This window comes from Oryzobacter telluris, from assembly GCF_043099285.1.
GTDB lineage: Bacteria > Actinomycetota > Actinomycetes > Actinomycetales > Dermatophilaceae > Oryzobacter > Oryzobacter telluris.
Window position 1 is genome coordinate 3,597,152 of the sequence record NZ_CP170723.1, and the last position, 21,560, is coordinate 3,618,711.

Sequence of the window (21,560 nt, forward strand, 5' to 3'; positions counted from 1 at the left end):
GGCCGCGTGTATCAGCGTCCCGCGCGCCCGCTCCTCCCCGTAGACGCCCTGTCCGAGGAGGAGCACCACCATGGCCAACCGCATCACCGCCGCCACCGCCGACATCCCCATCAAGGACCTCGCTGCCTTCCGCAAGGAGCTGAAGAGGACCACCTTCACCGCCGTCGAGGCGGGCCCCGCCTTCGCCCAGGCGTTCGAGCGCAGCCCCAACCGCGCCGTCGCGCTGGCCCGGGGCTACGCCGCGACGCTGGAGACCACCGACGACCACCGCCAGCTGTTCCAGGCCGTGGCGGGGATGGACGACGACCGGCGCCGCGCCCTCATCCAGGGCTACCGGCAGGAGGGCCAGGGTCGCGGTGTCGTGCAGGCGATCTCGCTGCTCCCGCGCGCCCAGGGTCGTGCCGTGATGGAGTCGCTCGTGAAGAAGCCCGACGGCAAGGTCGACAAGGCCGCGGCGAAGGAGGTCGGCACCTGGCTGCGCGACGCCGGCGCGGTGATGCGCGCCCACGCGATGGGCCTGCCCACGCCGGACTTCGACGACGCGGTCGTCGAGTTCTTCGAGGACGTCGGCGACGCCATCTCCGACGCGGTGAACGCCGTGGTCGACGCCATCGGCAGCGCGATCGACGTGTTCGTCAGCGCCATCGTCGACGTCGTCAACTGGACCATCGAGGCCGTCAAGGACCTCGCCCACGCCCTCTACACCGCGGCCGCGACGCTCGGCGAGCTCGTCGGCAAGCTCGCCGCGGCGGGCCTGCAGGTGCTCAAGACGATGCTCAACGGCCTCGAGCAGATCGGCATCGCGATGCGCAACATCGTCGTCGCCGCGCTCGACCTCGCGCAGTCGGTGATCATCGACGTGTTCCGCGCCATCGACAGCCTGGGCCGCACCCTCGCCCAGCTGCTGTCGACGATCGCCAACATCGCGGTCGGCCTGCTGCGCAAGGCCGTCGAGGCCCTCATCGCCATCGGCAAGGAGATCGGCAACATCCTCGAGCAGGCGGCCCAGTTCGGGTTCGCGCTCGTCGACGGCATCGTCCGCTCGCTCATCGCCATGGGTCGCGCGTTCGGCGAGATCATGCTGACCCTCGTCACCCGCCCTGGCGACCTCCTCGGCCAGGTCGTGAAGTCCTTCCGCCAGCTCGGCCGCACCCTGGGCCAGGTCATGGACGACACCATCGCCGCCGGTGCCGCGTTCGTGCGCCGGGTGGCCGCCGCGGCCGCCCGGATCGGCGAGGCCGTCGTCGACCTCGTGAAGTACGCCGCGAGCGCCGCCGTCGCGATGGGTCGGGCCGTGGTCCAGGGCCTGCTCGACGCCGGCAAGACCCTGGTGAACCTCGTGACGAGCATCGCCGCCGCGGGCTTCGCCACCATCAAGAAGCTCGTCCAGATCGTCTTCGACCTCGGCCGCGGACTGCTCGGCGTCCTCAAGGACCTCGCCCGGATCGCCTTCAGCGTCCTCAAGGACGTCATCAAGGCGGCGTTCGAGCTCGGCAAGACCGTGCTCGAGTTCGCCCGGTCGATGGTGGAGTTCACCTACGCGCTGGCCGCCCGCCTCATCGACGCCGCCCTCCAGGCCGGCGCCACCGTGGCCGGGCTGCTCGAGGCCGTCGTGTCCAAGGGCTACTTCGTCCTGCGCAAGCTCGTCACGGGTGTGCTGCAGGCGCTGGGCCCGGTGGGCGACGTCTTCGAGTGGCTCATCTCCCGCGGCGAGGCCCTCGCCAGCGAGCTGTGGCGCCAGGCCGTCCTCGCCATCCGGTTCGTCAAGAAGAGCGTCACCGAGATCCTCGACTGGGCCCGCGCCCAGGGCGCCGCGATGTTCGACGGCATCCTGCGCTCGGTCGAGGCGGCCGGCGAGGCCATCTCCACGGTCATCGAGTGGGCCGAGGCCACCAGCGACGCCGCGCTCGAGCTGCTCGCCGAGGCCACGGTCCGCGTCGGCAACAGCATCGAGTACGTGCTGTCGTACGTGGCGAACGACGTCCTCCCGGCCCTCGGGAACGTCATCAAGGGTGCGCTCGACGCCGGCAAGAGCCTCGTCGACATCGTCGCGTGGGCCCTGGACCGGTCCCTGCAGATCCTCACCGAGACGGTGAAGAGCCTGCTCGAGCTCGGCAAGACCATCGCCCAGCTCGCGGCGGCCACCCTCGCCGACCCGAGCAGCGCCCTCGACAACCTGCTCAAGGCGTTCGACGCCGTGGGCAAGACGCTCGACGAGGTCGCCGACGGCATCTGGTCGCTCGGGGAGACGGCGTTCGAGGCGTTCGTCCGGTCCGCGAAGGCCATCGGCCGGGCGATCGGCGAGATCCTCTCGGCCGCGTGGGAGATCGTCGGTGCCGCTCTCGGCGCCGCCGTCAGCATCCTGTGCTCGCTCCTGGCCGGCTACCGGCCCATGACGGCGCAGGAGATCGCGGAGGCGCGGCTCGTGTTCGAGGACGCCCTCGACTACGACCACATCTTCTTCGCGATCGACGACATCACCAACGACATCATCTTCGGCATCCAGGACTTCGTGACGAAGAACCCCGACTCGCGCGCGTTCGTCACGAACTCGCTCGTCAACTTCGACGTCGACGACGGCCTCTCGCGCCGCACGATGATCCACGAGCTGACCCACGTGTGGCAGTACCAGCACACCGGCTCGGCCTACCTCGCGGACGCCGTCTACGCCCAGGCCACGGGCGACGGGGTCGGCGACAGCGGCTACAACTACGGCTACCGCGAGGCCTCGACGCCCAAGGTCACCATCGAGAAGGACTTCGCCGGGGCCACCGAGACCGGCCCGGTCGGCGACTGGATGGGCGAGGAGGGCCAGGACGACCTGGCCGCCGACGGCTCCACGTGGGCCACGCTCAACCCGGAGCAGCAGGCGCAGGTCATCATGCACTGGTACGTCCGCAAGGTCCTCGAGGGCCAGACCGACGTCGAGGTCGCCCCGTGGCAGCCCTACGTCGAGCTCGTCCGCGCGGCGTGAGCCCGATGACGCCCACGCCCCGCACGGTCACGGTCGTCGCGGTCTCCGCGGCGGCCGGACCGCACGGCCCGCACGGCCCGCTCGGCCCGCTGCTCGACCGGTGGCGGCGCGGTCCGGGGCTCCGGCTGGTGCCGTGGGAGCTGTACGGCTCCCACGGCCCGGGCCCGGCCGACCTGGCCCGCCTCGCCGCCGGCTCCGGTGCGCTGCTCCTCGTGGGGCCGCGCAACCGGGCGCCGCGGACCGTGCTGGCCGGTCCGGTCGTCCTCGCCCCCGGCGGCCGCCCGGTGCCGGCCGCGTGGCTGCCCGCCACCTCGACCCGCGACCTGGCCCGCTTCGCCCGTACGGCCGTGGCGGTGCACACCCGGGCGGACGCCGGCGGCTTCGCCGACGACGACACCCCCTCGGCCGCGCCCACGCGCACCCTCGCCGTGCTCGGCGAGCGCCAGCCCCGCTTCGACCGCCTCGCCGAGCGGGTCACCGTCATCGGCACGGAGGCGGAGGCCGCGGGCGGGCTGCGGACTCTTCGCTGCACCGCCTACGAGCTGAGCCGCGACGACACCGTCGACCTGCTGGGCCGCGGGCCGGCGCTCGCGGTCTACGTCGGGCACGGGCGACCCGTCGGCTGGGTCGGGTACGCCGGGATGCGCGCCCACCACCTCGCCGATGCCGCGGCCCGCCCGGGACACGAGCCGGTCGCCGCGCTCCTCTCCCTCACCTGCCGCACCGCGAGCCGGCGCCGCACCGGCCTGTCCTTCGCCGAGTCCCTCCCCCTGGCCGGTGTGGCCGCGGCGACCCTCGGCGCGGTCGTCCCGACCCACCACACGGCCAACGCCCGCTGGGCGGTGCGCATCGCCCGTGACGCCGGTTCCGCCCGCACCGTCGGCGACCTCGTCGCGGCCATCACCCCGCACGACCCGCACGCGTCGGACTACCGCCTCCTCGGCGACCCGACGGCCCCCCTGCTCGACGCGCCCGCGTTCGACACCGTCACCCCCCGTCGCCTCGAGGAGGCATCATGACCCGCTCCGAGATCCTCGCCACGGTCCGTGAGGAGCTGGCGGTCGCCGCTCCCGACGTCCCCGCCGACGCCGACACCGCGGCCCACTTCGGGGTCGACCTCGGCGTCGACTCCCTCGCGGTGCTCGAGTTCGTCGCCCGGCTCGAGTACCGGTACGGCATCGCGGTGCCGGACGACGCCTGGCCCGGCCTGACGTCGATGGACGCCGTCGCCGACCACCTCCACGGCGCGCTCGTCACCGCGTCGTGAGCACGTCCTCCCCGGCGCGGGCGGACGTCGTCGTCACCGGGATCGGCGCCGTCAGCGCGCTCGGGGGTGACGCGGCCACCACCTGGCGCCACGTCCTCGACGGGAGGTCCGCACTGCGCCCGTGGGACGACCTCGCGGCCGAGGGGCACGCGGTCTCCGTCGCGTGCCGCGTGGGGCGGGACGTCATCGGGCCGGAGGTCGCGGCCTCCCACCGCGGGCGGGCCCTGGGCCTGCGGGCGGCCACCGAGTCCCTCGCCGACGCCGAGCTGATCGGGGTCGGGGGCCGGCTCGTCGACGGCCTGGACCCCTCGCGCGTCGGGGTGTTCATCGGCACGACGATGGGTGAGTCCGGCGTGTATGAGGAGGCCGAGGAGAGCGGGCACTTCGACCTCGCGCAGGGTGGCTCGCAGGTGCTGGCGCAGGCGATCGCCCACGCCCACGGCATCACCGGACCGGTTCGCACTCTCGGAACCGCCTGTGCCGCAGGGAACTACGCGATCGGAGCTGCGGCCCGGGCCGTGGCGTCGGGCCGGCTCGACGTCGCCGTGGCCGGCGGGGTCGAGCCGTTCTCGCGGATCGCGATGGTCGGCTTCACCCGGATGCGCGCGATGGCGCCCGAGGGGTGCGCGCCCTTCGGGACGGGGCGGCGCGGCATGACCCTCGGTGAGGGCGCGGGCATCCTCGTGCTGCGGCGGGCAGCGGACGTCGACCACGCCCGCGCCGTCGTGCGCGGGCTCGGGCTCAGCGCCGACGCCCACCACCCCACGGCCCCCCGCGAGGACGGCAGCGGCATGGCCGCGGCGATGCGCGCGGCCCTGCGGCTGTCCGACCTCACCCCCGAGGACATCGGCTGGGTCAGCGCCCACGGGACCGGGACGCCCCGGTCGGACGCGGCCGAGGCCCTCGCCCTCCGCGCCGTCTTCGGCGACCGGCCGCCGCCCGTGTCGAGCATCAAGGGCGCGCTGGGCCACGCCCTCGGGGCCGCGACGGCGCTGGAGGCCGTCGTGTCCGTTCGAGCCCTGGAGAAGGGGATCCTGCCGCCGAACGCCGGTGTCGTGCAGGTGGACCCGGCGCTCGAGGTCGACGTCGTCCTCGACGCCCGACCGGCGCCGGGGCTGCAGCACGTCCTCAGCTGCGGGTACGCGTTCGGCGGGCTGAACTCGGCGCTCGTCCTGGGGCGGGCGGCATGACCACGCAGACGTGGACGAGCGAGCCGCTGGAGGCCGCGGGCGAGTCCGTGGCCGCATGGGTGGCGGCGCGGCTGACCGAGGCCGACCCCCCGCTCCCGACCGGCGACGCGGTCGTCCTCCACGTGGCGACGCCGGACAACGGGTCGCGCGAGGCCCTGGCGTTCTGGCACGCCGCCCACACCACCGGGTTCGCGCTGGCCGCCCCCGGCGCCTTCCCGTGGACCCTCTCGAACAGCGTCACCGGACGCATCTCCGTCGCCCTCGGGCTCACCGGCCCCTGCACGACGTGGGTCGGTGGCCCGGAGGCCGAGGCGGAGGCCGAGCTGGCCGCGCGGCTCGACCTCGAGGACGGCCTGGCCACCCGGGCGCTCGTCGTCACCGTGTCGGGGTGGCCCGAGCCGGATGCCGCGGGGTCGCCGGCCCGCATCCGCCTCACCGCGACCGTGCTCGAGGCGTCCCCGTGGACCGGTGACGCGCAGCGCTCGGCCGCCGGCGGGTCGGCCCGCCTCGCCTTCTGAACGCGCCGGAACCGGGCACTTCTGGCGATCCACCCACCTCCGGACCGCGACCACGGGCCTGTTCGGGTGGGTGGATCGCCAGAAGTGCGGGTCCTGACCTGCTCCTGACCTTCTGGGGCGCCCTTGACGAAACCCTGTCGGGCTCCGCACGCAGACCTGACCCAACCCCGGGGAAGTGACGGGCAGGGTCCTCGGTCATGGCCTCCGCGCACCCCCACCGCGTCGTCCGTCCCTCCCGCCCCCGCCGTGCTTCCCGGACCGGCCGCACGGGTGGTGTCCTGCGCCGGTTCGTCGCCGCCGCGGCCCTCGCCGTGCTCGCCCTCCCGGTCGGCGCCGCGGTCGCCGCCGCCGCGCCGCCGCCTCCCCCGGACGAGTCGGACTCGCGCGCCCAGCTCGCCACCCTGCACGTGGGCTACGAGGACAACGTGGGCTACGACCGGAGCCTGTTCACGCACTGGATCACGATCAGCGGCACCTGCGACACCCGCGAGACGGTGCTCAAGCGCGACGGCACCGGCGTCACCACCGACTCGTCCTGCCGCGCGACGGGCGGCACGTGGAAGAGCGTGTACGACGACAGGACGTTCACCGTCTCCTCCGACCTCGACATCGACCACGTCGTGCCGCTCGCCGAGGCCTGGGGTTCGGGCGCCAACCTCTGGGACGCAGCCAGGCGCAAGGCGTTCGCCAACGACCTGAACATCCCCCAGCTGATCGCGGTCTCGGCGTCGAGCAACCGCTCGAAGTCCGACCAGGACCCCGCCGAGTGGCAGCCACCGAGCACGGGCTGGCACTGCCAGTACGCCCGCTCGTGGATCCAGGTGAAGTACGTCTACGACCTCGAGGTCAACAGCGCCGAGAAGACCGCCCTCACCGGCATGCTCGACGCCTCCTGCTGACGACCCCACCCGGAAACGTCACGCGCTACGGGGCAGTAAGTGTCGTGATCACGACACTTACTGCCCCGTAGCGAACGGTTCAGCAAGGCCCCGGAGGGTGGGGCGGGGTCGCGTCAGGCGCGCAGCGAGGCGCCGGCGCGGCGGATGACGGTGCGCACCAGGGCGTCGACCGAGTCGACGACCGCGGGGTCGTCGATGCCGAGGTCACCGTGCAGCACCGACAGCTCGGTGCAGCCGAGCGCCACGACCTCGGCGCCCTTGGCCCGCAGGTGGTCGATGAGCGCGTCGAACCGCTCGCGCGACACCGGTCGCCCGGCCTTGACCCCGTCGTAGATGACCGACATGACCTCGCGCTGCACGTCGTCGTCCGGCACGACGAGCTCGAGGCCAGCGGCCTCCACCACCTCGGCGTACGTGCGGGCGAGGTGCGTTCCGTCGGTGGCGAGCAGGCCGAGCCGGCGCAGTCCCGGGGCGGCGGCGACCGCGGCCGCCACCGTCTCGTCGACGATGCTCAGCACCTCGACGCCCACGGCCGCGCGCATCGGCTCGACCCACGCGACGCCGGTGTTGCACGGCATCGCGATGAAGCGGGCCCCCGCGGCCTCCAGGGCCTTGGCGTTGCCGACGAGCGCGGGTTCGGGACTCTCGCCCTCCCCGCGCAGGAAGGCCGTGCGGTCGGGGGTCGACCCGTGCTGCCAGACGAGGAGGTCGACGTGGTCCTGGTCGGTGCCGGCGTCGGTGAGCTCGACCATCCGGCGCATGAAGTAGACGGTCGCGGCCGGCCCCAGCCCACCGACGACGCCCACCGGCTCGACCCGCGCGCCGGGGGTGCCGGCGGCAGTGGTGGCCGCGATGCGCTCCGCGAGGTCGTCGAGCTCGCTCATCGGGCGACGAAGTGCTCGCGGAACTTGCGCACCTGGTTCACGTGGTACGCGAGGTTGTAGGCCCGGCGCTTCAGCGTGAGGTCGGGGGCGTAGACGTTCGGGTCGCTCGAGCGGCCCGCCTTCATCAGGGCCAGCGCCTTGTCGCGCAGCACGGGGTCCTGGACGTACTTCCTGATGACGGCCTTGGGCACGAAGGCGAAGAGGTGCTCTCCGCGGGCGATCTCGAGGCCCTCGAGCTCCTCGTGCCGGACCCAGTCGCGCACGTACCAGTCGGACACGTTGTACCCGTTGGCCGTGACGTAGAAGTTGCTCCGGCCCAGGCGCACGTTGATCTCGAAGAACTTGTACGTGCCGTCGCGGCGGTCGTACTTGAGGTCGAAGTTGGAGAACCCGACGTAGCCGACGTTCTCGAGGAAGCGCCTCGCCTGCTCGACGACCTCGTCGATCTCGGTGGTGATGATGACGCACGGGTTGCCGATCGCCATCGGGTGGTGCTCCTCGAGGAGCACGTGCCCGACCGAGCCGAAGCGGACCTTGCCGTGCTGGTCGGAGTAGCAGGTGAGGACGCGCATGTTCGTGTCGTCGCCGGGGACGAACTCCTGCAGGAGGAAGTTGCCGTCGTAGTTCGACGCGCGCACCGCGGCCAGGGCGGTGTCGAGCTCGGCGCGGGTCTCGTGGATGAAGACCTTCTTCTTGCCGGGGTAGGTCGCGTAGTGGTGCAGCGCGCTGTCGGCCGGCTTCATCACGACGGGGAACTCGAAGGGGAGGTCGTCCTCCTCACCGAGGTCCTGCGACATGTCGACGACGACGGTCGCGGGGTGCGGGACGTCGACGGCCTCGAGGTGCGCGTGGAAGCGGTCCTTGCGGACGATGTCGTCGAGCAGGGCCACGTCGATGTACGGGATCGTGAACCACTGCGAGAGGTGGTCCTTGTTCTCGATGATCATCCGCACGTACCAGTCGCCCGCGGCCACGAGGAGCAGCGGCACCCCGGCGGTGGCGTGCTCGCGCCCGACCTGCTCGAGCGCCCCCACGAAGACGTCGGCGTTCTCGAGGTCGGGGATGTAGACGTGGTCGCAGACCGTGCTCATCCCGATCGGGCCGCCGTCGGTCATGTTGACGACGAGCGGTCGCACGCCGTGACCCTCGTGGAAGGTGCGCACCAGGCTGTAGGCCGTGATGTCGCCGCCGAGGATGACGGGGCGGAAGTCGGTGGCCGGGACGGCGGGCACGCGGGGTCCTCCGGTGGTCGGGGTCGTGCGCGCAGAGGCGCGCAGGGCGGCCTCAAGCGTCCCACAGCCGCTCGGTCCACCCCGAATCCGCTGCGTGGCCGTCGAGTGGGGTCAGGCGGGGGCGACGTGCTCGAACTGGCCGCCGCGGAAGGCGTCGACGAAGACGCGGTGGTCGTCGCGGGCGCGGGCCGCGTAGTCGTGCGCGAAGCCGGTGAGGAGCTCGACGAGACCGTCGACGTCGCCGCCGATGCAGCGGCCCACCGCCTCCTCGACGCTGACCGTGACGAGGTCCTGGTCGGACTCGGTGTCGGCGACGCAGTGGATCTTGGCGGTGGCGCGCCCCAGCTGGGGCAGCAGGACGGCGAGGTCGGCGGGCTCGGAGACGTCGTCCCACGACAGGTCGGCCTCGTAGGGCGACACCTCGCTGACGACGTACCCGACGTCGCCGTCGGCCCCCGGCAGCGAGGTCCAGCCGAGGAAGCGGTCGGCGTGGGCCTGCAGCGCCCGCTGCGAGATGGCCGTGCGGTGCCCGTGGTGGTCGAAGTACGAGCCGCCCCGCTCGTCGTGCACGACCCGGCTCGGGGCGGCGATGTTGCCCTGCTTCATCGAGAGCACGACGTCGTTGTCGAGAGCCTGGGTGAAGCCCTCGATGAGGACGCTGTACGCCGGGAGCCCGGCGCTGCCGATCCCGAAGCCCGAGCGGCCCACGGCATCGAGGACGTCGAAGGTCACCACGCCCTGGCGCGACTCGGGCAGCGTGTGCCGGTACCGCTCGAAGGCCTGGCCGACGGCCTCGAGCTCGTCGTCCTCGAGGCGGCGGACGCCGGCGCCGTCGGCGAAGCGGCGGCGGTGGTCCTCGACGACGGTCATCGACTCGAGCATCCCGAAGCGGGTCGAGAGCTTGGCCCGGTGCAGCGCGTCGAGGACGGCACCCTCGGCGGTGTCGAGGGTCAGCGCCCACTCGGTGTCGTCGGCGACGGTGCGGTAGTGCTCGACCTGGTCGGCGTAGGCGCGCACGTAGCGGCTGATGAGGTCGTCGATGGTGTCGTCGGGCAGCGCCTTCTGCCAGCAGAGCAGCGCCAGGCTGGCGACGAAGCGGGCCAGGTCCCAGGTCCAGTGGCCCAGGTAGGCCTCGTCGAAGTCGTTGACGTCGAAGACGAGGCGCCCGTCGGCGTCGAGGTAGGTGCCGAAGTTCTCGGCGTGCAGGTCGCCCTGGATCCACACGCGCGCCGACTCGTCGTCGACGAAGTCCGCGTCGAAGCCGGCGAGCTGCCCGCCCTCACCCACGTCGGCGTAGAACAGGCACGCGGTGCCCCGGTAGAACGCGAACGGGTCGCGCGCCATCTTGCGGAACTTCGTGCGGAAGCCCTGCGGGTCGGCCTTCATCAGCGGCTCGAAGGCGGTGAGCAGCGTGGCGACGATGAGGTCGGCCCGCTCGTCGGGTCCCTGGTCTGACATGGGGGCACCTTCGCACAGCCACCTGCACGCCGAACCGGAGCGAGCAGGGCATCGTCCGCCGGTCAGCGGGCCAGCGGTTCAGCAGGCCAGCACGCGCCCCGGGTCAGCCGGCCGGTCGACATCGGTGGCGGTGGTCCAGGGCGGTCGGCGGCCTGTGGATGACGCGCGAGAGCTGTCGGTGGACATCCGTACGATTAGAGCATGGCAGGGAGAACAGCACTCGAGGCACGGCGCGACGTGGTCGCGGCGGCGTGCGACGCCTTGTCCGGACTCGGGGCGGAGCTGTGGCGGGCCGGCTCGGCCGAGCTGGCGGCCGTGATGGGCGAGGTCGACCGGCTCGTCGTGCTGGGAGAGGCGGCGAGGGTCGAGGTCACGGGCGAGGCGCTCCGCCGCGGGGAGCCTGGGTCGGGAGCGCGGGCGATGACGCCGGTGCAGTGGGTGCGTGCGCATGCGCCGTCGACGCGCGCGGGTGGGGCGGCGCAGGTGGTGGCAGTCGCGGAGGCCTTCGCGGTGTCGGGCCTGGCGGCGGTCAAGGCCGCCGTGGTGTCGGGGGTGCTGCCGGTGCGGTCGGCCGCAGTGGTGGTGGCCGAGGCGGAGCGGTTGCGGCCGCTGCTGGCCGAAGGGGTCGAACCGAGCGTGGTGGACGGGCTGGTGCGGATGGCGGTGGAGCACGGCCCCCGCGGATGTCGCGAGGTGCGGCCCCGGCTCCTGGCCGAGTTCGGGCGCGACGGCGAGCTGCAGGCGGAGCAGGACCGGGGCAAGCGGTTCATCTCCCTGTCGCAGCCTCGGGTCGACGCTCTCGGCGTGGCGGAGTACCGGCTGACCCTCGACGTGGAGGGCCGCACCGTGCTGGAGGCGGCGCTGGGTCCGTTGTCGGCCCCGATGCCCGTGGAGGGTGAGCGGGACCTGCGCTCGTCGGACCGACGCCGCGGCGAGGCGCTGGTGACCCTGGTGAGGCGAGCGGTCGCCGCCGGCGGGGTCACGTCGACGAACCAGAAGTCGACGCTGGTGGTGACCGTGCCGCTCGAGGTGCTGCAGTCGGCGGTGTCCGGGGCGGGGGAAGCCTTCGGAGGGACCGAGTCCGGGACGCTGCTCGCCCCCGAGACGATACGGAGGCTGGCGTGTGACGCGGCCGTCCTCCCGGTGGTGCTGTCGTGCGAGTCCGAGGTGGTCGACGTCGGCCGCCTGAAGCGCTTGTTCACCGCCGGGCAGGTGCGGCGGCTGTGGTTCCGCGACCGGCACTGCACCTACCCGGGCTGCGACGTCCCCGGGCAGTGGTGCGACGCGCATCATCTGGTGCACTGGGCCGACCACGGACCGACGGACCTCGAGAACGCCGGGTTGTTGTGCGAGCGCCACCACACCGTCGTCCACGCCCGCAGGCTGGCGGGACGGGTCGTCCACGGTCCGGCGGGGACGCGGGTGGAGTGGGACCTGCGGTTCGGGTCCTACGACGAGCTGCTGGCCAGGATGCACGCCACCGGGCAGCTCCTGCCTGGCCTTGTTGCCGCACGAGAACCAGCGTGACCCCGCCCCGCACCCCGCCCACCCCCGGGCGGGGCCGTAGGCCTGCTCTCACGCCCGCTCGGCAGCGCACCTCACCCGGCGGTCTGCACGCACGCTCACGCGGGCTCGGTCACCGCACCGCCCGCGGGCGACCGCACAGGCGTCAGATCCGGTCGGCCTTGCCGAGGGTGCCGTCGGGGTCGAAGAGGTCGTAGAGGCGCGGCGCCCACAGCAGCTGGGCCCGGGTCAGCTCGGGCCGCTCGATCCGCCGCAGCTGGCCCGCCGGCCGTTCCACCCCGGCCTGGCCCGAGGCCGCACCCGACCGACGCCGCCACCGCACCGCCGTGCCCCGCAGCGGAGCCTTCGGCCGCGGCACGTGCCGGCGACCCCGCGGCGGCGACCCCGCGGCGTACCAGGAGTCGAGCCGCTCGGCGCACGCCGCCATCAGGTCCCAGACCTCGTCGGGGTCGTCCGGCACGTCGTCCGGCTCGACGCCCAGGTGCTCCCCCACCAGCTCGCGCCGCAGCCGCAGGGCGAACGTGTCGCGCACGCCCCCACCACCATCGGCCGAGCCCTCGCGCGTGTCCTGCACCGCGCACGCGATCTCCGAGTCGCTCGACCACGACCGCCGGTTGAAGTTGTCCGACCCCACGCTGGCCCACCGGTCGTCGACGATGCACACCTTCGAGTGCACGTAGACGGGGTACCCGCCGGCGTTGGTCATGCCGTAGATGGCGACGCGGTCACCCCCGGCCTCGATCAGCAGGTCCATCGCCAGCTTGCGCCCGTACAGCTGCGGCGGCAGCGACACCGCGCCGTCGACGTCGGGGTGCAGCGGGATGACCGCGATGAGCCGCAGCTCGGGGTTCTCGCGCAGCGCCCGACCGAAGTGGCGGCCGACCTCCTCCGACCACAGGTACTGGTCCTCGAGGTACACCAGCCGCTGCGCGGTGGCCACCGCCTTGGTGTTGAGGTGCGCGATGCTCCGCTCGCCCCAGCGCGCGAAGTCGTACCCCTTGGGCAGGATCGACGGGTACGTCCGCACCACCTGCACGGCGTCGGTCCCCTCCGACACCTCCGGCGGTGGCGGCGCCTGCTCCGCCAGTGGCCGCGCCGTCAGCACCTCCCCCTGGCTCAGGCTCGACAGCAGGCGCCCGGGGTTGAGGGTGAGCGGCGTGGTGTCCTCCCAGCGCTCGCGGAAGGTCGTCTCCACGTCGTACACGGCCGGCCCCTGCACGGCGACGTGCACGTCGTGCCAGGCCGGCCGCTTGCCGAACACCTGCGGCATGACGATCCTCTGCCGGTCCCCGGCGTGCCGGGCGTCGTCACGACGGCTGTGGCACAGGTCGATCCCGCCGACGAAGGCGATGTCGCGCGTCGGGTCGTCGCGGTGGCGCAGCACGACGAACTTCTGGTGGTGCGCCCCACCCGTGCGGACCCGCATGTCCCGCAGGCACTGTCCGCCGGCCTCGTCGATCTCGATGCCGAGGAGCCGCGACTTCTCGGAGTGGAACCCGAACTTGTTCCAGTGCGATCGCCACAGCAGCCCGCGCACGTCGACGCCGCGACGGGCCGCCCCCGCGAACGTCGCCGACACCGTGGCCCGCGGGTCGTCGGTCAGCTGCTGGTCCGGGTCGCCGCGCCAGTCGACGAAGTAGAGCAGGTCGCCCTCGCCCATCGCGGTGATCCGCTCGTGCAGCTCGGCCATGTACGGGACGCCGTGGACGACCGGCCGCACGTGGTTCCCCACGCTCCACGCGACCCCCTCCGGGTGGTGGTCGTCGATGCGGGTGTCGGGGTTGTCGCGTTCCTCGGGCAGCAGGAAGAGGTCGGAGAGCACCCGTGCATCCTGCCCTCCCCGGACGGGCGACGGTAGGGGCGCCCACCGGCGGTCCCGCGCGCCGCCCCGGATGACGCCGGGACGTCCCTAGCATGCTCACCATGACCGGGATGCGCGTCGTGCTGGCCGAGGACAGCGTCCTGCTGCGCCAGGGCCTCGTCGCGCTGCTCAGCGAGCACCCGTCGGTGGCCGAGGTCATCGAGGCCGGCGACCTCGGCGAGCTCCTCGACGCGGTCGAGCGCGAGCGCCCCGACGTCGTCCTCGCCGACATCCGGATGCCGCCGACGCACACCGACGAGGGCATCCGCGCGGCCGAACGCTTCCGCACCACCCACCCCGACCTCGGGGTCGTCGTCCTGTCGCAGCACGCGGATGCCGAGGGCGCCCTCGCCCTCGTGGCCGGCGGCAGCAGGGGGCGCGGCTACCTCCTCAAGGAGCGGGTCGCCGACGTCGAGCAGCTCGTCTCGGCGCTGGAGTCGGTCGAGCGCGGCGAGAGCGTCATCGACCCGCACGTCGTCGATGCCCTGATGCGCCACCGGATGCGCTTCGAGACCAGCCCGGTCGCCCGGCTCACCGCCCGCGAGCGCGAGGTGCTCGGCCTCATCGCCACGGGCGCCTCGAACATCGCCATCGCCGCCGCCCTGCACGTCACGTCGCGGGCGGTGGAGAAGCACATCAACTCGATCTTCACCAAGCTCGACCTCCCCGTCGGCGACCGCACCCACCGCCGGGTCGCCGCCGTGCTGCTCTACCTGGGCGACAGCGGGTCCGGACCGAGCCCCGCGGACAGCGGCGCGGCGGTCTGAGGATGTCGGACCGCCTGCCGCCCGATCCCGGCCGGCCCCGTCCCCGCAGCGCCAACGCGGAGGGACGGCTGCGGCGCTACCTGCTCGTCAACGGGGTGGCGATCTGGGTCTCGGTCCTCATCCTCGTCGTGCTGCGGGTCGCCGTCGTCGGGAAGTCGTCGACGATCGAGTGGACCATCGAGGTCCTCGCGGGCGCCGGGGTGGTCGTGCTCGCGGCCGTGGCCCTGGCGTCCCGGGCCCGCTCGACGCTGGCCGCGTTCATGGTGGTCGTCGCGACCTGGGGCGTGGCGCTGGCCATCACGTGGTTCACCCCGTTCATCGCCCCGGTCGGGCTCCTCGCGCTGCTGCTGCCGCTCGTCATCGTCGCCGACCACCTGCCCCGCCGGGGTCGCGCGGCCATCGTCGTCACGACGACGCTGCTCTCGGGCACGATCGTCGCGGTCGGCTCGCTCCGCGGCGACGAGTACGACCGGGCCTACGCGTACTCGCCGCTCCAGGCGCTGATGCTCGCGCTGTTCGTGCCGCTCCTCGTCAGCGTCCTCGTGCTCGGCCTGCGCGACTACGTCAGCCGGCTCCAGGAGCGCACCCGCGAGCTCGAGGAGTCCCGCTCCCGCCTCGCCCAGGCGTCCGTCGAGGCCCGGCGCGGCATCGAGCGCGACCTGCACGACGGCGCCCAGCAGCGCCTCGCGACCCTCGCGGTCGACATCGGGCGCGCCACGCGCCTCTGGGAGAAGGACCCCGCCGCCGCCGGTGAGGTGGTGCGCGGCCTGCAGGGCCAGCTCGAGCTGGCGATCCGCGAGCTGCGCGACCTCGCCCACGGCATCTACCCCACGGCCCTGGGCGAGAAGGGCCTGCCCGGCGCCCTGCCGGCGGCGGCCCGGCGCACCGTGCTGCCCTGCACCGTCGACGCGCGCGACATCGGCCGGCACACCCCCGCGGTCGAGGCCGCCGTCTACTTCTGCTGCCTCGAGGCGATCCAGAACGCCGACCGGCACTCGCACGGCACGCTCATCAGCGTCCTCGTCGACGAGTCCCGCGACGGTGGCGGCCTGCGCTTCCGGGTCACCGACGACGGCACCGGGTTCGAGCCCGACGCGGTGCCCGACGCGCACGGCCTCACCGGGATGCGCGACCGGATCCGGGCGGCCGGGGGCGAGCTGCGGATCGAGTCCGCGCGGGGTCGCGGGACCACCGTCGAGGGCCAGTTCGCCCCGGGAACCCGCCAGCCGCGCTGACGCCGACCCCTACGGAACCACGCGTTCAACACCGTGCAAATCACTGGATCCGAAGGTTGCCGCAAATCCTATCGTCGGGAGTAGTGCATGGTGGTGCAGGCACCACCGTGCATTCGGGGGGTCGCACCCGCGACCGCCACCGCCCCCTCCGCCACGATTGACCCGTGACCGTCGCAGGGGACGGTGCACTCCCACCGGGGCCGGGTCATCCGACTCCCCCGACGTGCGGTGGGTCGCGCGGCGAGAGCGCGGCCCACCGCCGTGGGCACTCCAGGGGCACGGACGGGCCGGCTCACGACACGTCGTGGGCTGGTTGGGGGCGCCCGGAACGCGCCGTGGCGTGACCCTCCGCGCGGTCGCTCAGATCGCGAAGTACGCGATGACGACCGCGAACAGCAGCGGCACGCCGAACACCGCGTCGAGGACGTGGAACGGCACCCACCACAGGTGGGTCACCTTCCAGCCGTAGTCGGCGTCGGGCCGCTCCGGCGGCACCCACCGGCGGGCACGCCACAGCCGCTGGCCGAGGAACAGCGCGGCGTAGACCCAGACCGCGACCCACCAGGCGTCGATCGTCCCGTCGGGCATCATCACGAGCCCCCCGGTCCGGCCGGCACGACGACGGCGCCCCGGGTCAGGACTGCCCGATGGAACCGAGCAGCTCGGTGAACCACGGGCTCGACGTGTCGAACGCCTTGCCCCCCTTGATGCGCGGGAACTCGATGGCGCGCAGCTCGTCGCCGCGCTCCTCGTCGTGCCCGACGACACCCGGCTCGCGGCGCAGCGCGGAGTCGACGGCGAGGTCGGTGCACTCCTTGATGAGGGCGAGGTCGCGGTCGTTCGCCGCGGCCGAGCGGGAGAAGTAGCCCGACTTCTGGACCATCGTCTTCTCGGCGCCGAGGAGCGCGGCGAACTGCTTGGCGAACCAGGCCCCCGGGTTGACCTTGTCGAGCTGGACGTGGCCGAACGGGTCCCGCGGCACCTCCTGGCCCGCGGCCTCGAGCTCGGCCACGACCTCGGCGACCCCGGCGCCCTCGGAGAGGAAGACGTTGACGCAGCCCACCTCGTCCATCACCGCGGTGAGGCGCTCGGCCTCCCCCTTGAGGTCGATGGGGCGCTCGGGGACGAAGACCGCGTGGACGTCCCACCGGCGCGGGTCGTTGCCGATGCCGGGCACGTACTCCTGCTCGCCGACCCAGCGGTGGTACTCGGCCGCGGTGGCCGCCGTGAGCCAGCCGCAGTGCCGGCCCATGACCTCGTGGACGATGAGCATCCGCGGGTTCGAGGAGTGCTCGGCGATGACGTTCTGGGCGAAGACCGAGCCCTGCTCGGCCGCGGTCCAGGCGCCGAGGGACTGGCGGATCGGGACGACGTCGTTGTCGATCGTCTTGGGCAGGCCGACGACGGTGAGGTCGTAGTCGTTCTCGGCGAGGAAGGCCGCGAGGTCGGCCGCGGTGGTGTTCGTGTCGTCGCCGCCGATGGTGTGCAGGACGTCGACGCCGTCGGCGGTGAGCTGCTCGGCCGCGACGTGCAGCGGGTCCTGGCCCTCCTGCACGAGGCCGCGCTTGACGCAGTCGGCGACGTTCGTGAGCTTCACCCGGCTGTTGCCGATCGGCGAGCCGCCGAACCGGTGGAGGAGGTGGGCCTTCTCGCGGACCTCGGGGGTCACCTCGACGTACTGCCCGCGCAGCAGCCCGGCGTAGCCGTTCGTGTAGGCGATGATCCGCACGTCCGGCGCGATCTCGGTGTAGCGCTCGATGAGCCCGCCGACGGCGGAGGACAGGCACGGGGCGAGGCCGCCAGCGGTGAGCATGGCGACGGTCCGGACGGTCATGGTGCGCTCCTGCGGTGCAGTGGGAGGGGGGTCGGCGAGGCGGTGGGACCGCGCTGTCCCATCGCCGTCCATTGTGGCGGCTGGGCCGTGACGTGGGTCACCCGCCCAGCATCCGGGCGCCGTGGACACGTGGCGGTGGAGGTCACCCTGGATGGAGCTCGGCCGCGATGAGCTCGGCGGTCTGGACCATGTTCAGGGCGGCACCCTTGCGCAGGTTGTCGCCCGAGATGAACAGGTCGAGGGTCGTGGGGGCGTCGGGGGCCTGGCGGATCCGCCCGGCGAACCGGGGGTCGGCACCGACGACGTCGTTCGGGGTGGGGAACTCCGGCTCGTCCGGGTCGTCGAGGACGACGACGGCCGGGGCCTCCACGAGGGCCTGCCGCGCCTCGGCGACCCGCACCTTGCGGGCGAACGTCGCGTGCACCGACACCGAGTGCGACGACACCACGGGCACCCGCAGGCAGGTGGCCGACACCGGGAGGTCCGGGAGGTCGAGGATCTTGCGGGTCTCCTCGCGCACCTTGACCTCCTCCGACGTCCAGCCGCCGCCCACGTGGTGCCCGACGAACGGAACCACGTTGAGCGCCAACGGTGCCGGGAACACCGACTCCCCCAGCTCGTGCTCGATGAGGCGGCGCACGTCGCCGGGCCGGGTGCCGAGCTCGCGGTCGCCGTGCACGACGTCGAGCTCGTCGTGCAGGCGGCTGATGCCGGCCCGCCCGAGGCCCGACGCGGCCTGGAGCGTGGTGACGACGAGGGAGGTGAGCTCCCACCCGGCGTGGAGGACGGCGAGCGCGTCGATCATCGTCATCACCGTGGCGCCGGGGTTGGCGACGATGTTGCGGGGCCGCTCGGCGACCTTCCACGGGTTGACCTCGGGCACGACGAGGGGAACGTCCGGGTCGGTGCGGAAGACCGTGCTGTTGTCGATGGCCACCACGCCCCGGCTCGCCGCCAGCTCCACCCACTCGCGGGCGATCGTCGGCGGGATGTCGAAGATCGCGACGTCGACGCCGTCGAAGAACTCCGGGGTCAGGGCCTCGACCGTCACCTCGACCCCGCCGATGCTACGGACCGTGCCGACGTCCTCGTCACCCGCGGCGAGGCGGATGCCGTCCCAGTGGGTGTCGCGGGTGGGCAGCACGTCGAGGACGACGCGGCCCACGGCACCCGTGGCGCCCACGATGCCGAGGGTCGGTCTCCCGACTCCCCGCGCGGTCCTCGCCGGCTCGCTCACGTCAGCGGCCGGTGCCTCCGTAGACGACGGCCTCGCCCTCGGCCGTGTCCAGGCCGAACGCGGTGTGCACGGCCTTGACGGCGTCGTCGAGCAGTCGGTCGCGGGTGACGACCGAGATCCGGATCTCCGAGGTGGAGATCATCTCGATGTTGACGCCGGCGTCGGCCAGGGCCTTGAACAGGGTCGCCGAGACGCCCGGGTGCGAGCGCATCCCCGCACCGACGAGCGACAGCTTGCCGATCTGGTCGTCGAACTGCAGCGAGGCGAAGCCCACCTGCTCCTGCACGCGCTGCAGCGCCTGGACCCCGGTCTGCCCGTCGGCCTTGGGCAGCGTGAAGGAGATGTCGGTGAGGCCGGTCTCGGTCGCCGACACGTTCTGGACGATCATGTCGATGTTGATCGCGGCGTCGGAGACGGCCTGGAAGATCTCGGCCGCCTTGCCGGGGCGGTCCGGCACGCCGACCACGGTGATCTTGGCCTCGCTGCGGTCGTGGGCGACGCCGGCGATGAGTGGCGCTTCCATCTCGTTCCCTTCGTAGAGGTTCGGGATCACCCAGGTGCCCTCCTTGTGGGAGAACGAGGAACGCACGTGGATGGGGATCTCGTAGCGGCGGGCGTACTCGACGCACCGGTGGAGCAGGATCTTGGCGCCGGAGGCCGCGAGCTCGAGCATCTCCTCGGTGGAGATGCGGCCGACGTGGCGGGCGGAGGGGACGATGCGCGGGTCGGCGGTGTAGACGCCGTCGACGTCGCTGTAGATCTCGCAGACGCTGGCACCCAGGGCCGCCGCGAGCGCCACGGCAGTGGTGTCGGAGCCGCCACGACCGAGCGTGGTGATCTCCTTGGTGTCCTGGCTGACGCCCTGGAACCCCGCGACGATGACGATGTGCCCGTCGCCCAGGGCGCTGGTGATGCGGCCCGGCGTGACGTCGATGATGCGGGCCCGGCCGTGCGCGCTGTCGGTGATGACGCCCGCCTGGGACCCGGTGAACGAGCGCACCGAGTGGCCGAGGTTCGCGATCGCCATGGCGACCAGCGCCATCGAGATGCGCTCGCCGGCGGTGAGGAGCATGTCCATCTCGCGGGCCGGCGGCATCGGGCTGACCTCGGTGGCGAGGTCGAGCAGCTCGTCGGTGGTGTCGCCCATGGCCGAGACGACGACGCAGACGTCGTTGCCGGCCTTGCGCGACTCGACGATGCGGCCGGCGACCCGCTTGATGCTCTCGGCGTCGGACAGCGAGGAACCGCCGTACTTCTGGACGACGATGGGCACGTGGAACTCCCGGGGTGCGTGTGCTGCTGGGTCCGCCAACTCTAACGGCCGGTCCACGGACCGGACACGGTGCCCGGCATCCGGTCACCTCGCCGGGTGGGACGAGATCGACCTATGGGTCGAAGTCGCCCCGAGCGGGCGTAGCGTCGGCGGCATGGCCATCGTCATCGTCGGAGCAGGGCTCGCAGGCGGCACCGCCGCCACCGAGCTGAGGGAGCGCGGCTACGAGGGTGAGGTCGTCCTCCTCGGGGAGGAGGAGCACCCGCCCTACGAGCGACCTCCGCTCAGCAAGGGCTACCTGCTCGGCAACGACGAGCTCGACGGCGCCTTCGTCCACGCCCGCGACTGGTACGCCGAGCACGACGTCGACCTGCGCACCGGCGTGCAGGCGACGGCCCTCGACACCGACGCCCACGTGCTGTCCACCACCGACGGCGACCTCACCTACGAGCGCCTCCTGCTCGCCACCGGCGCCGAGCCGAGGCGCCTGGCCTTCGCCGAGGACGCCGGCATCGAGGTCGCGTACCTGCGCACCATCGAGGACTCCGACCGGCTCAAGGCCGCGTTCGGCGAGGGGAAGCGGATCGCCGTCGTCGGGGCCGGCTGGATCGGCCTCGAGGTCGCGGCGGCCGCGCGCGCGGCCGGGTCGGACGTCACCGTGTTCGAGACGGCAGAGCTGCCGCTGCTGCGCGTCCTCGGACCCACGGTCGCGCGGGTGTTCGCCGACCTGCACCGCGAGCACGGCGTCGACCTCCGGCTCGGTGCCGCGGTCTCCCTCGACGACCTCGCCGGTGCCGACCTCGTCGTCGCCGGCATCGGCGTGAGCCCGCGGGTCGACCTCGCGCGCAACGGCGGCCTCGCGGTCGACGACGGGGTCCTCGTCGACGCCGGGCTGCGCACGTCGGTGCCCTCGGTCCTCGCGGTGGGCGACATCGCCTCCCAAGCGCACCCCGTCCTCGGGCGGCGCATCCGGGTCGAACACTGGGACACCGCCATCAACCAGGCGAAGACGGCGGCGCACAACCTCGCCGGTGGCGACGAGGTCTACGACACGCTCCCCTACTTCTTCACCGACCAGTACGACCTCGGGATGGAGTACGTCGGCCATGCCGGCGCCGACGACGAGGTCGTCGTCCACGGCGACCTCGACGCAAAGACGTTCCGCGCGTTCTGGATCCGTGACGACCGGGTCGTCGCCGCCATGCACGCGAACGACTGGGACGCCACCGACGCGCTGCGCGAGGCCGTCGCCACCGGGGAGCTCCCCGAGGCCCCGTGACGTCGACGACCGTCGTCGCAGGTCACCTCGGCCGTGTCCGCGGGAGGACGACTTTCGCCGTTCCCGTTGACGGCGTGCCGCCGGTGTAGGACGGTGGTGCCTCCTTCAGCAGGGGAAGGCACCACATC

General features: G+C 73.0%; 18 protein-coding genes. 10 read left to right on the forward strand and 8 right to left on the reverse strand.

Annotation, left to right across the window (positions count from 1 at the left end; genetic code table 11):
- The first annotated feature begins 70 nt into the window (after window positions 1-70).
- The 6 genes from ACFLFB_RS16800 (at window position 71) to ACFLFB_RS16825 (ending at window position 6,848) form a co-directional block, all read left to right on the forward strand.
- Entirely contained in the window at window positions 71-2,974 is a 2,904-nt protein-coding gene (locus ACFLFB_RS16800) for a hypothetical protein (RefSeq protein WP_392543311.1), read from the forward strand.
- Window positions 2,975-2,979: 5 nt separating this feature from the next.
- Window positions 2,980-3,993: a hypothetical protein gene (locus ACFLFB_RS16805; protein WP_392543312.1), complete on the forward strand. Its 1,014-nt coding sequence runs from the start codon at window positions 2,980-2,982 to the stop codon at window positions 3,991-3,993.
- Complete coding sequence (locus tag ACFLFB_RS16810; protein ID WP_392543313.1) at window positions 3,990-4,241, forward strand: acyl carrier protein; 252 nt, start codon at window positions 3,990-3,992, stop codon at window positions 4,239-4,241. Before ACFLFB_RS16805 ends, ACFLFB_RS16810 begins: the two co-directional genes overlap by 4 nt.
- Window positions 4,238-5,431 (forward strand): beta-ketoacyl-[acyl-carrier-protein] synthase family protein, encoded by a 1,194-nt coding sequence (locus ACFLFB_RS16815; RefSeq protein ID WP_392543314.1) that lies wholly within the window; start codon window positions 4,238-4,240, stop codon window positions 5,429-5,431. The genes ACFLFB_RS16810 and ACFLFB_RS16815 overlap by 4 nt, the downstream gene beginning before the upstream one ends.
- Entirely contained in the window at window positions 5,428-5,949 is a 522-nt protein-coding gene (locus ACFLFB_RS16820; protein ID WP_392543315.1) for a hypothetical protein, read from the forward strand. The genes ACFLFB_RS16815 and ACFLFB_RS16820 overlap by 4 nt, the downstream gene beginning before the upstream one ends.
- A 197-nt stretch (window positions 5,950-6,146) precedes the next feature.
- Window positions 6,147-6,848, forward strand: a complete 702-nt coding sequence (locus tag ACFLFB_RS16825; protein WP_392543316.1) for an HNH endonuclease family protein — start codon at window positions 6,147-6,149, stop codon at window positions 6,846-6,848.
- A gap of 113 nt (window positions 6,849-6,961) precedes the next feature.
- Here the strand turns inward: ACFLFB_RS16825 and ACFLFB_RS16830 are convergent, their stop codons facing one another.
- The 3 genes from ACFLFB_RS16830 to ACFLFB_RS16840 form a co-directional block, all read right to left on the reverse strand.
- The gene (locus ACFLFB_RS16830; protein ID WP_392543317.1) at window positions 6,962-7,732 is read right to left on the reverse strand and encodes an aspartate/glutamate racemase family protein; all 771 of its coding nucleotides are present in this window, start codon (window positions 7,730-7,732) and stop codon (window positions 6,962-6,964) included.
- Window positions 7,729-8,964, reverse strand: a complete 1,236-nt coding sequence (locus tag ACFLFB_RS16835) for a carboxylate--amine ligase (RefSeq protein ID WP_392543318.1) — start codon at window positions 8,962-8,964, stop codon at window positions 7,729-7,731. Before ACFLFB_RS16835 ends, ACFLFB_RS16830 begins: the two co-directional genes overlap by 4 nt.
- 111 nt (window positions 8,965-9,075) lie before the next feature.
- Entirely contained in the window at window positions 9,076-10,422 is a 1,347-nt protein-coding gene (locus ACFLFB_RS16840) for a DUF2252 domain-containing protein (RefSeq protein WP_392543319.1), read from the reverse strand.
- Between the two features lie 201 nt (window positions 10,423-10,623).
- Here ACFLFB_RS16840 and ACFLFB_RS16845 point away from each other — a divergent pair, with 201 nt between their 5' ends.
- Complete coding sequence (locus ACFLFB_RS16845) at window positions 10,624-11,949, forward strand: DUF222 domain-containing protein (protein ID WP_392543320.1); 1,326 nt, start codon at window positions 10,624-10,626, stop codon at window positions 11,947-11,949.
- 142 nt (window positions 11,950-12,091) lie between these two features.
- Here ACFLFB_RS16845 and ACFLFB_RS16850 read toward each other — a convergent pair whose 3' ends face one another.
- Window positions 12,092-13,768 (reverse strand): phospholipase D family protein, encoded by a 1,677-nt coding sequence (locus ACFLFB_RS16850; protein ID WP_392543321.1) that lies wholly within the window; start codon window positions 13,766-13,768, stop codon window positions 12,092-12,094.
- Between the two features lie 110 nt (window positions 13,769-13,878).
- Here ACFLFB_RS16850 and ACFLFB_RS16855 point away from each other — a divergent pair, with 110 nt between their 5' ends.
- A complete protein-coding gene (locus ACFLFB_RS16855; protein ID WP_392545441.1) occupies window positions 13,879-14,574 on the forward strand; it encodes a response regulator in 696 nt (231 codons plus the stop codon).
- 2 nt (window positions 14,575-14,576) lie between these two features.
- Window positions 14,577-15,809, forward strand: a complete 1,233-nt coding sequence (locus ACFLFB_RS16860) for a sensor histidine kinase (protein WP_392543322.1) — start codon at window positions 14,577-14,579, stop codon at window positions 15,807-15,809.
- Between the two features lie 360 nt (window positions 15,810-16,169).
- On the opposite strand, the gene ACFLFB_RS16865 is transcribed toward ACFLFB_RS16860, so the two are convergent.
- The 4 genes from ACFLFB_RS16865 to ACFLFB_RS16880 form a co-directional block, all read right to left on the reverse strand.
- A complete protein-coding gene (locus ACFLFB_RS16865; RefSeq protein WP_392543323.1) occupies window positions 16,170-16,397 on the reverse strand; it encodes a hypothetical protein in 228 nt (75 codons plus the stop codon).
- A 46-nt stretch (window positions 16,398-16,443) separates the two neighbouring features.
- Window positions 16,444-17,643, reverse strand: a complete 1,200-nt coding sequence (locus tag ACFLFB_RS16870; RefSeq protein ID WP_392543324.1) for a pyrophosphate--fructose-6-phosphate 1-phosphotransferase — start codon at window positions 17,641-17,643, stop codon at window positions 16,444-16,446.
- Between the two features lie 142 nt (window positions 17,644-17,785).
- Window positions 17,786-18,826, reverse strand: a complete 1,041-nt coding sequence (locus ACFLFB_RS16875) for an aspartate-semialdehyde dehydrogenase (RefSeq protein ID WP_392543325.1) — start codon at window positions 18,824-18,826, stop codon at window positions 17,786-17,788.
- Window positions 18,827-18,881: 55 nt separating this feature from the next.
- Entirely contained in the window at window positions 18,882-20,153 is a 1,272-nt protein-coding gene (locus ACFLFB_RS16880; protein ID WP_392543326.1) for an aspartate kinase, read from the reverse strand.
- A gap of 154 nt (window positions 20,154-20,307) precedes the next feature.
- Here ACFLFB_RS16880 and ACFLFB_RS16885 point away from each other — a divergent pair, with 154 nt between their 5' ends.
- Window positions 20,308-21,432 carry an NAD(P)/FAD-dependent oxidoreductase gene (locus tag ACFLFB_RS16885; protein ID WP_392543327.1) on the forward strand — a complete coding sequence of 375 codons (1,125 nt, stop codon included), beginning with the start codon at window positions 20,308-20,310 and terminating at the stop codon, window positions 21,430-21,432.
- Window positions 21,433-21,560 lie beyond the last annotated feature (128 nt).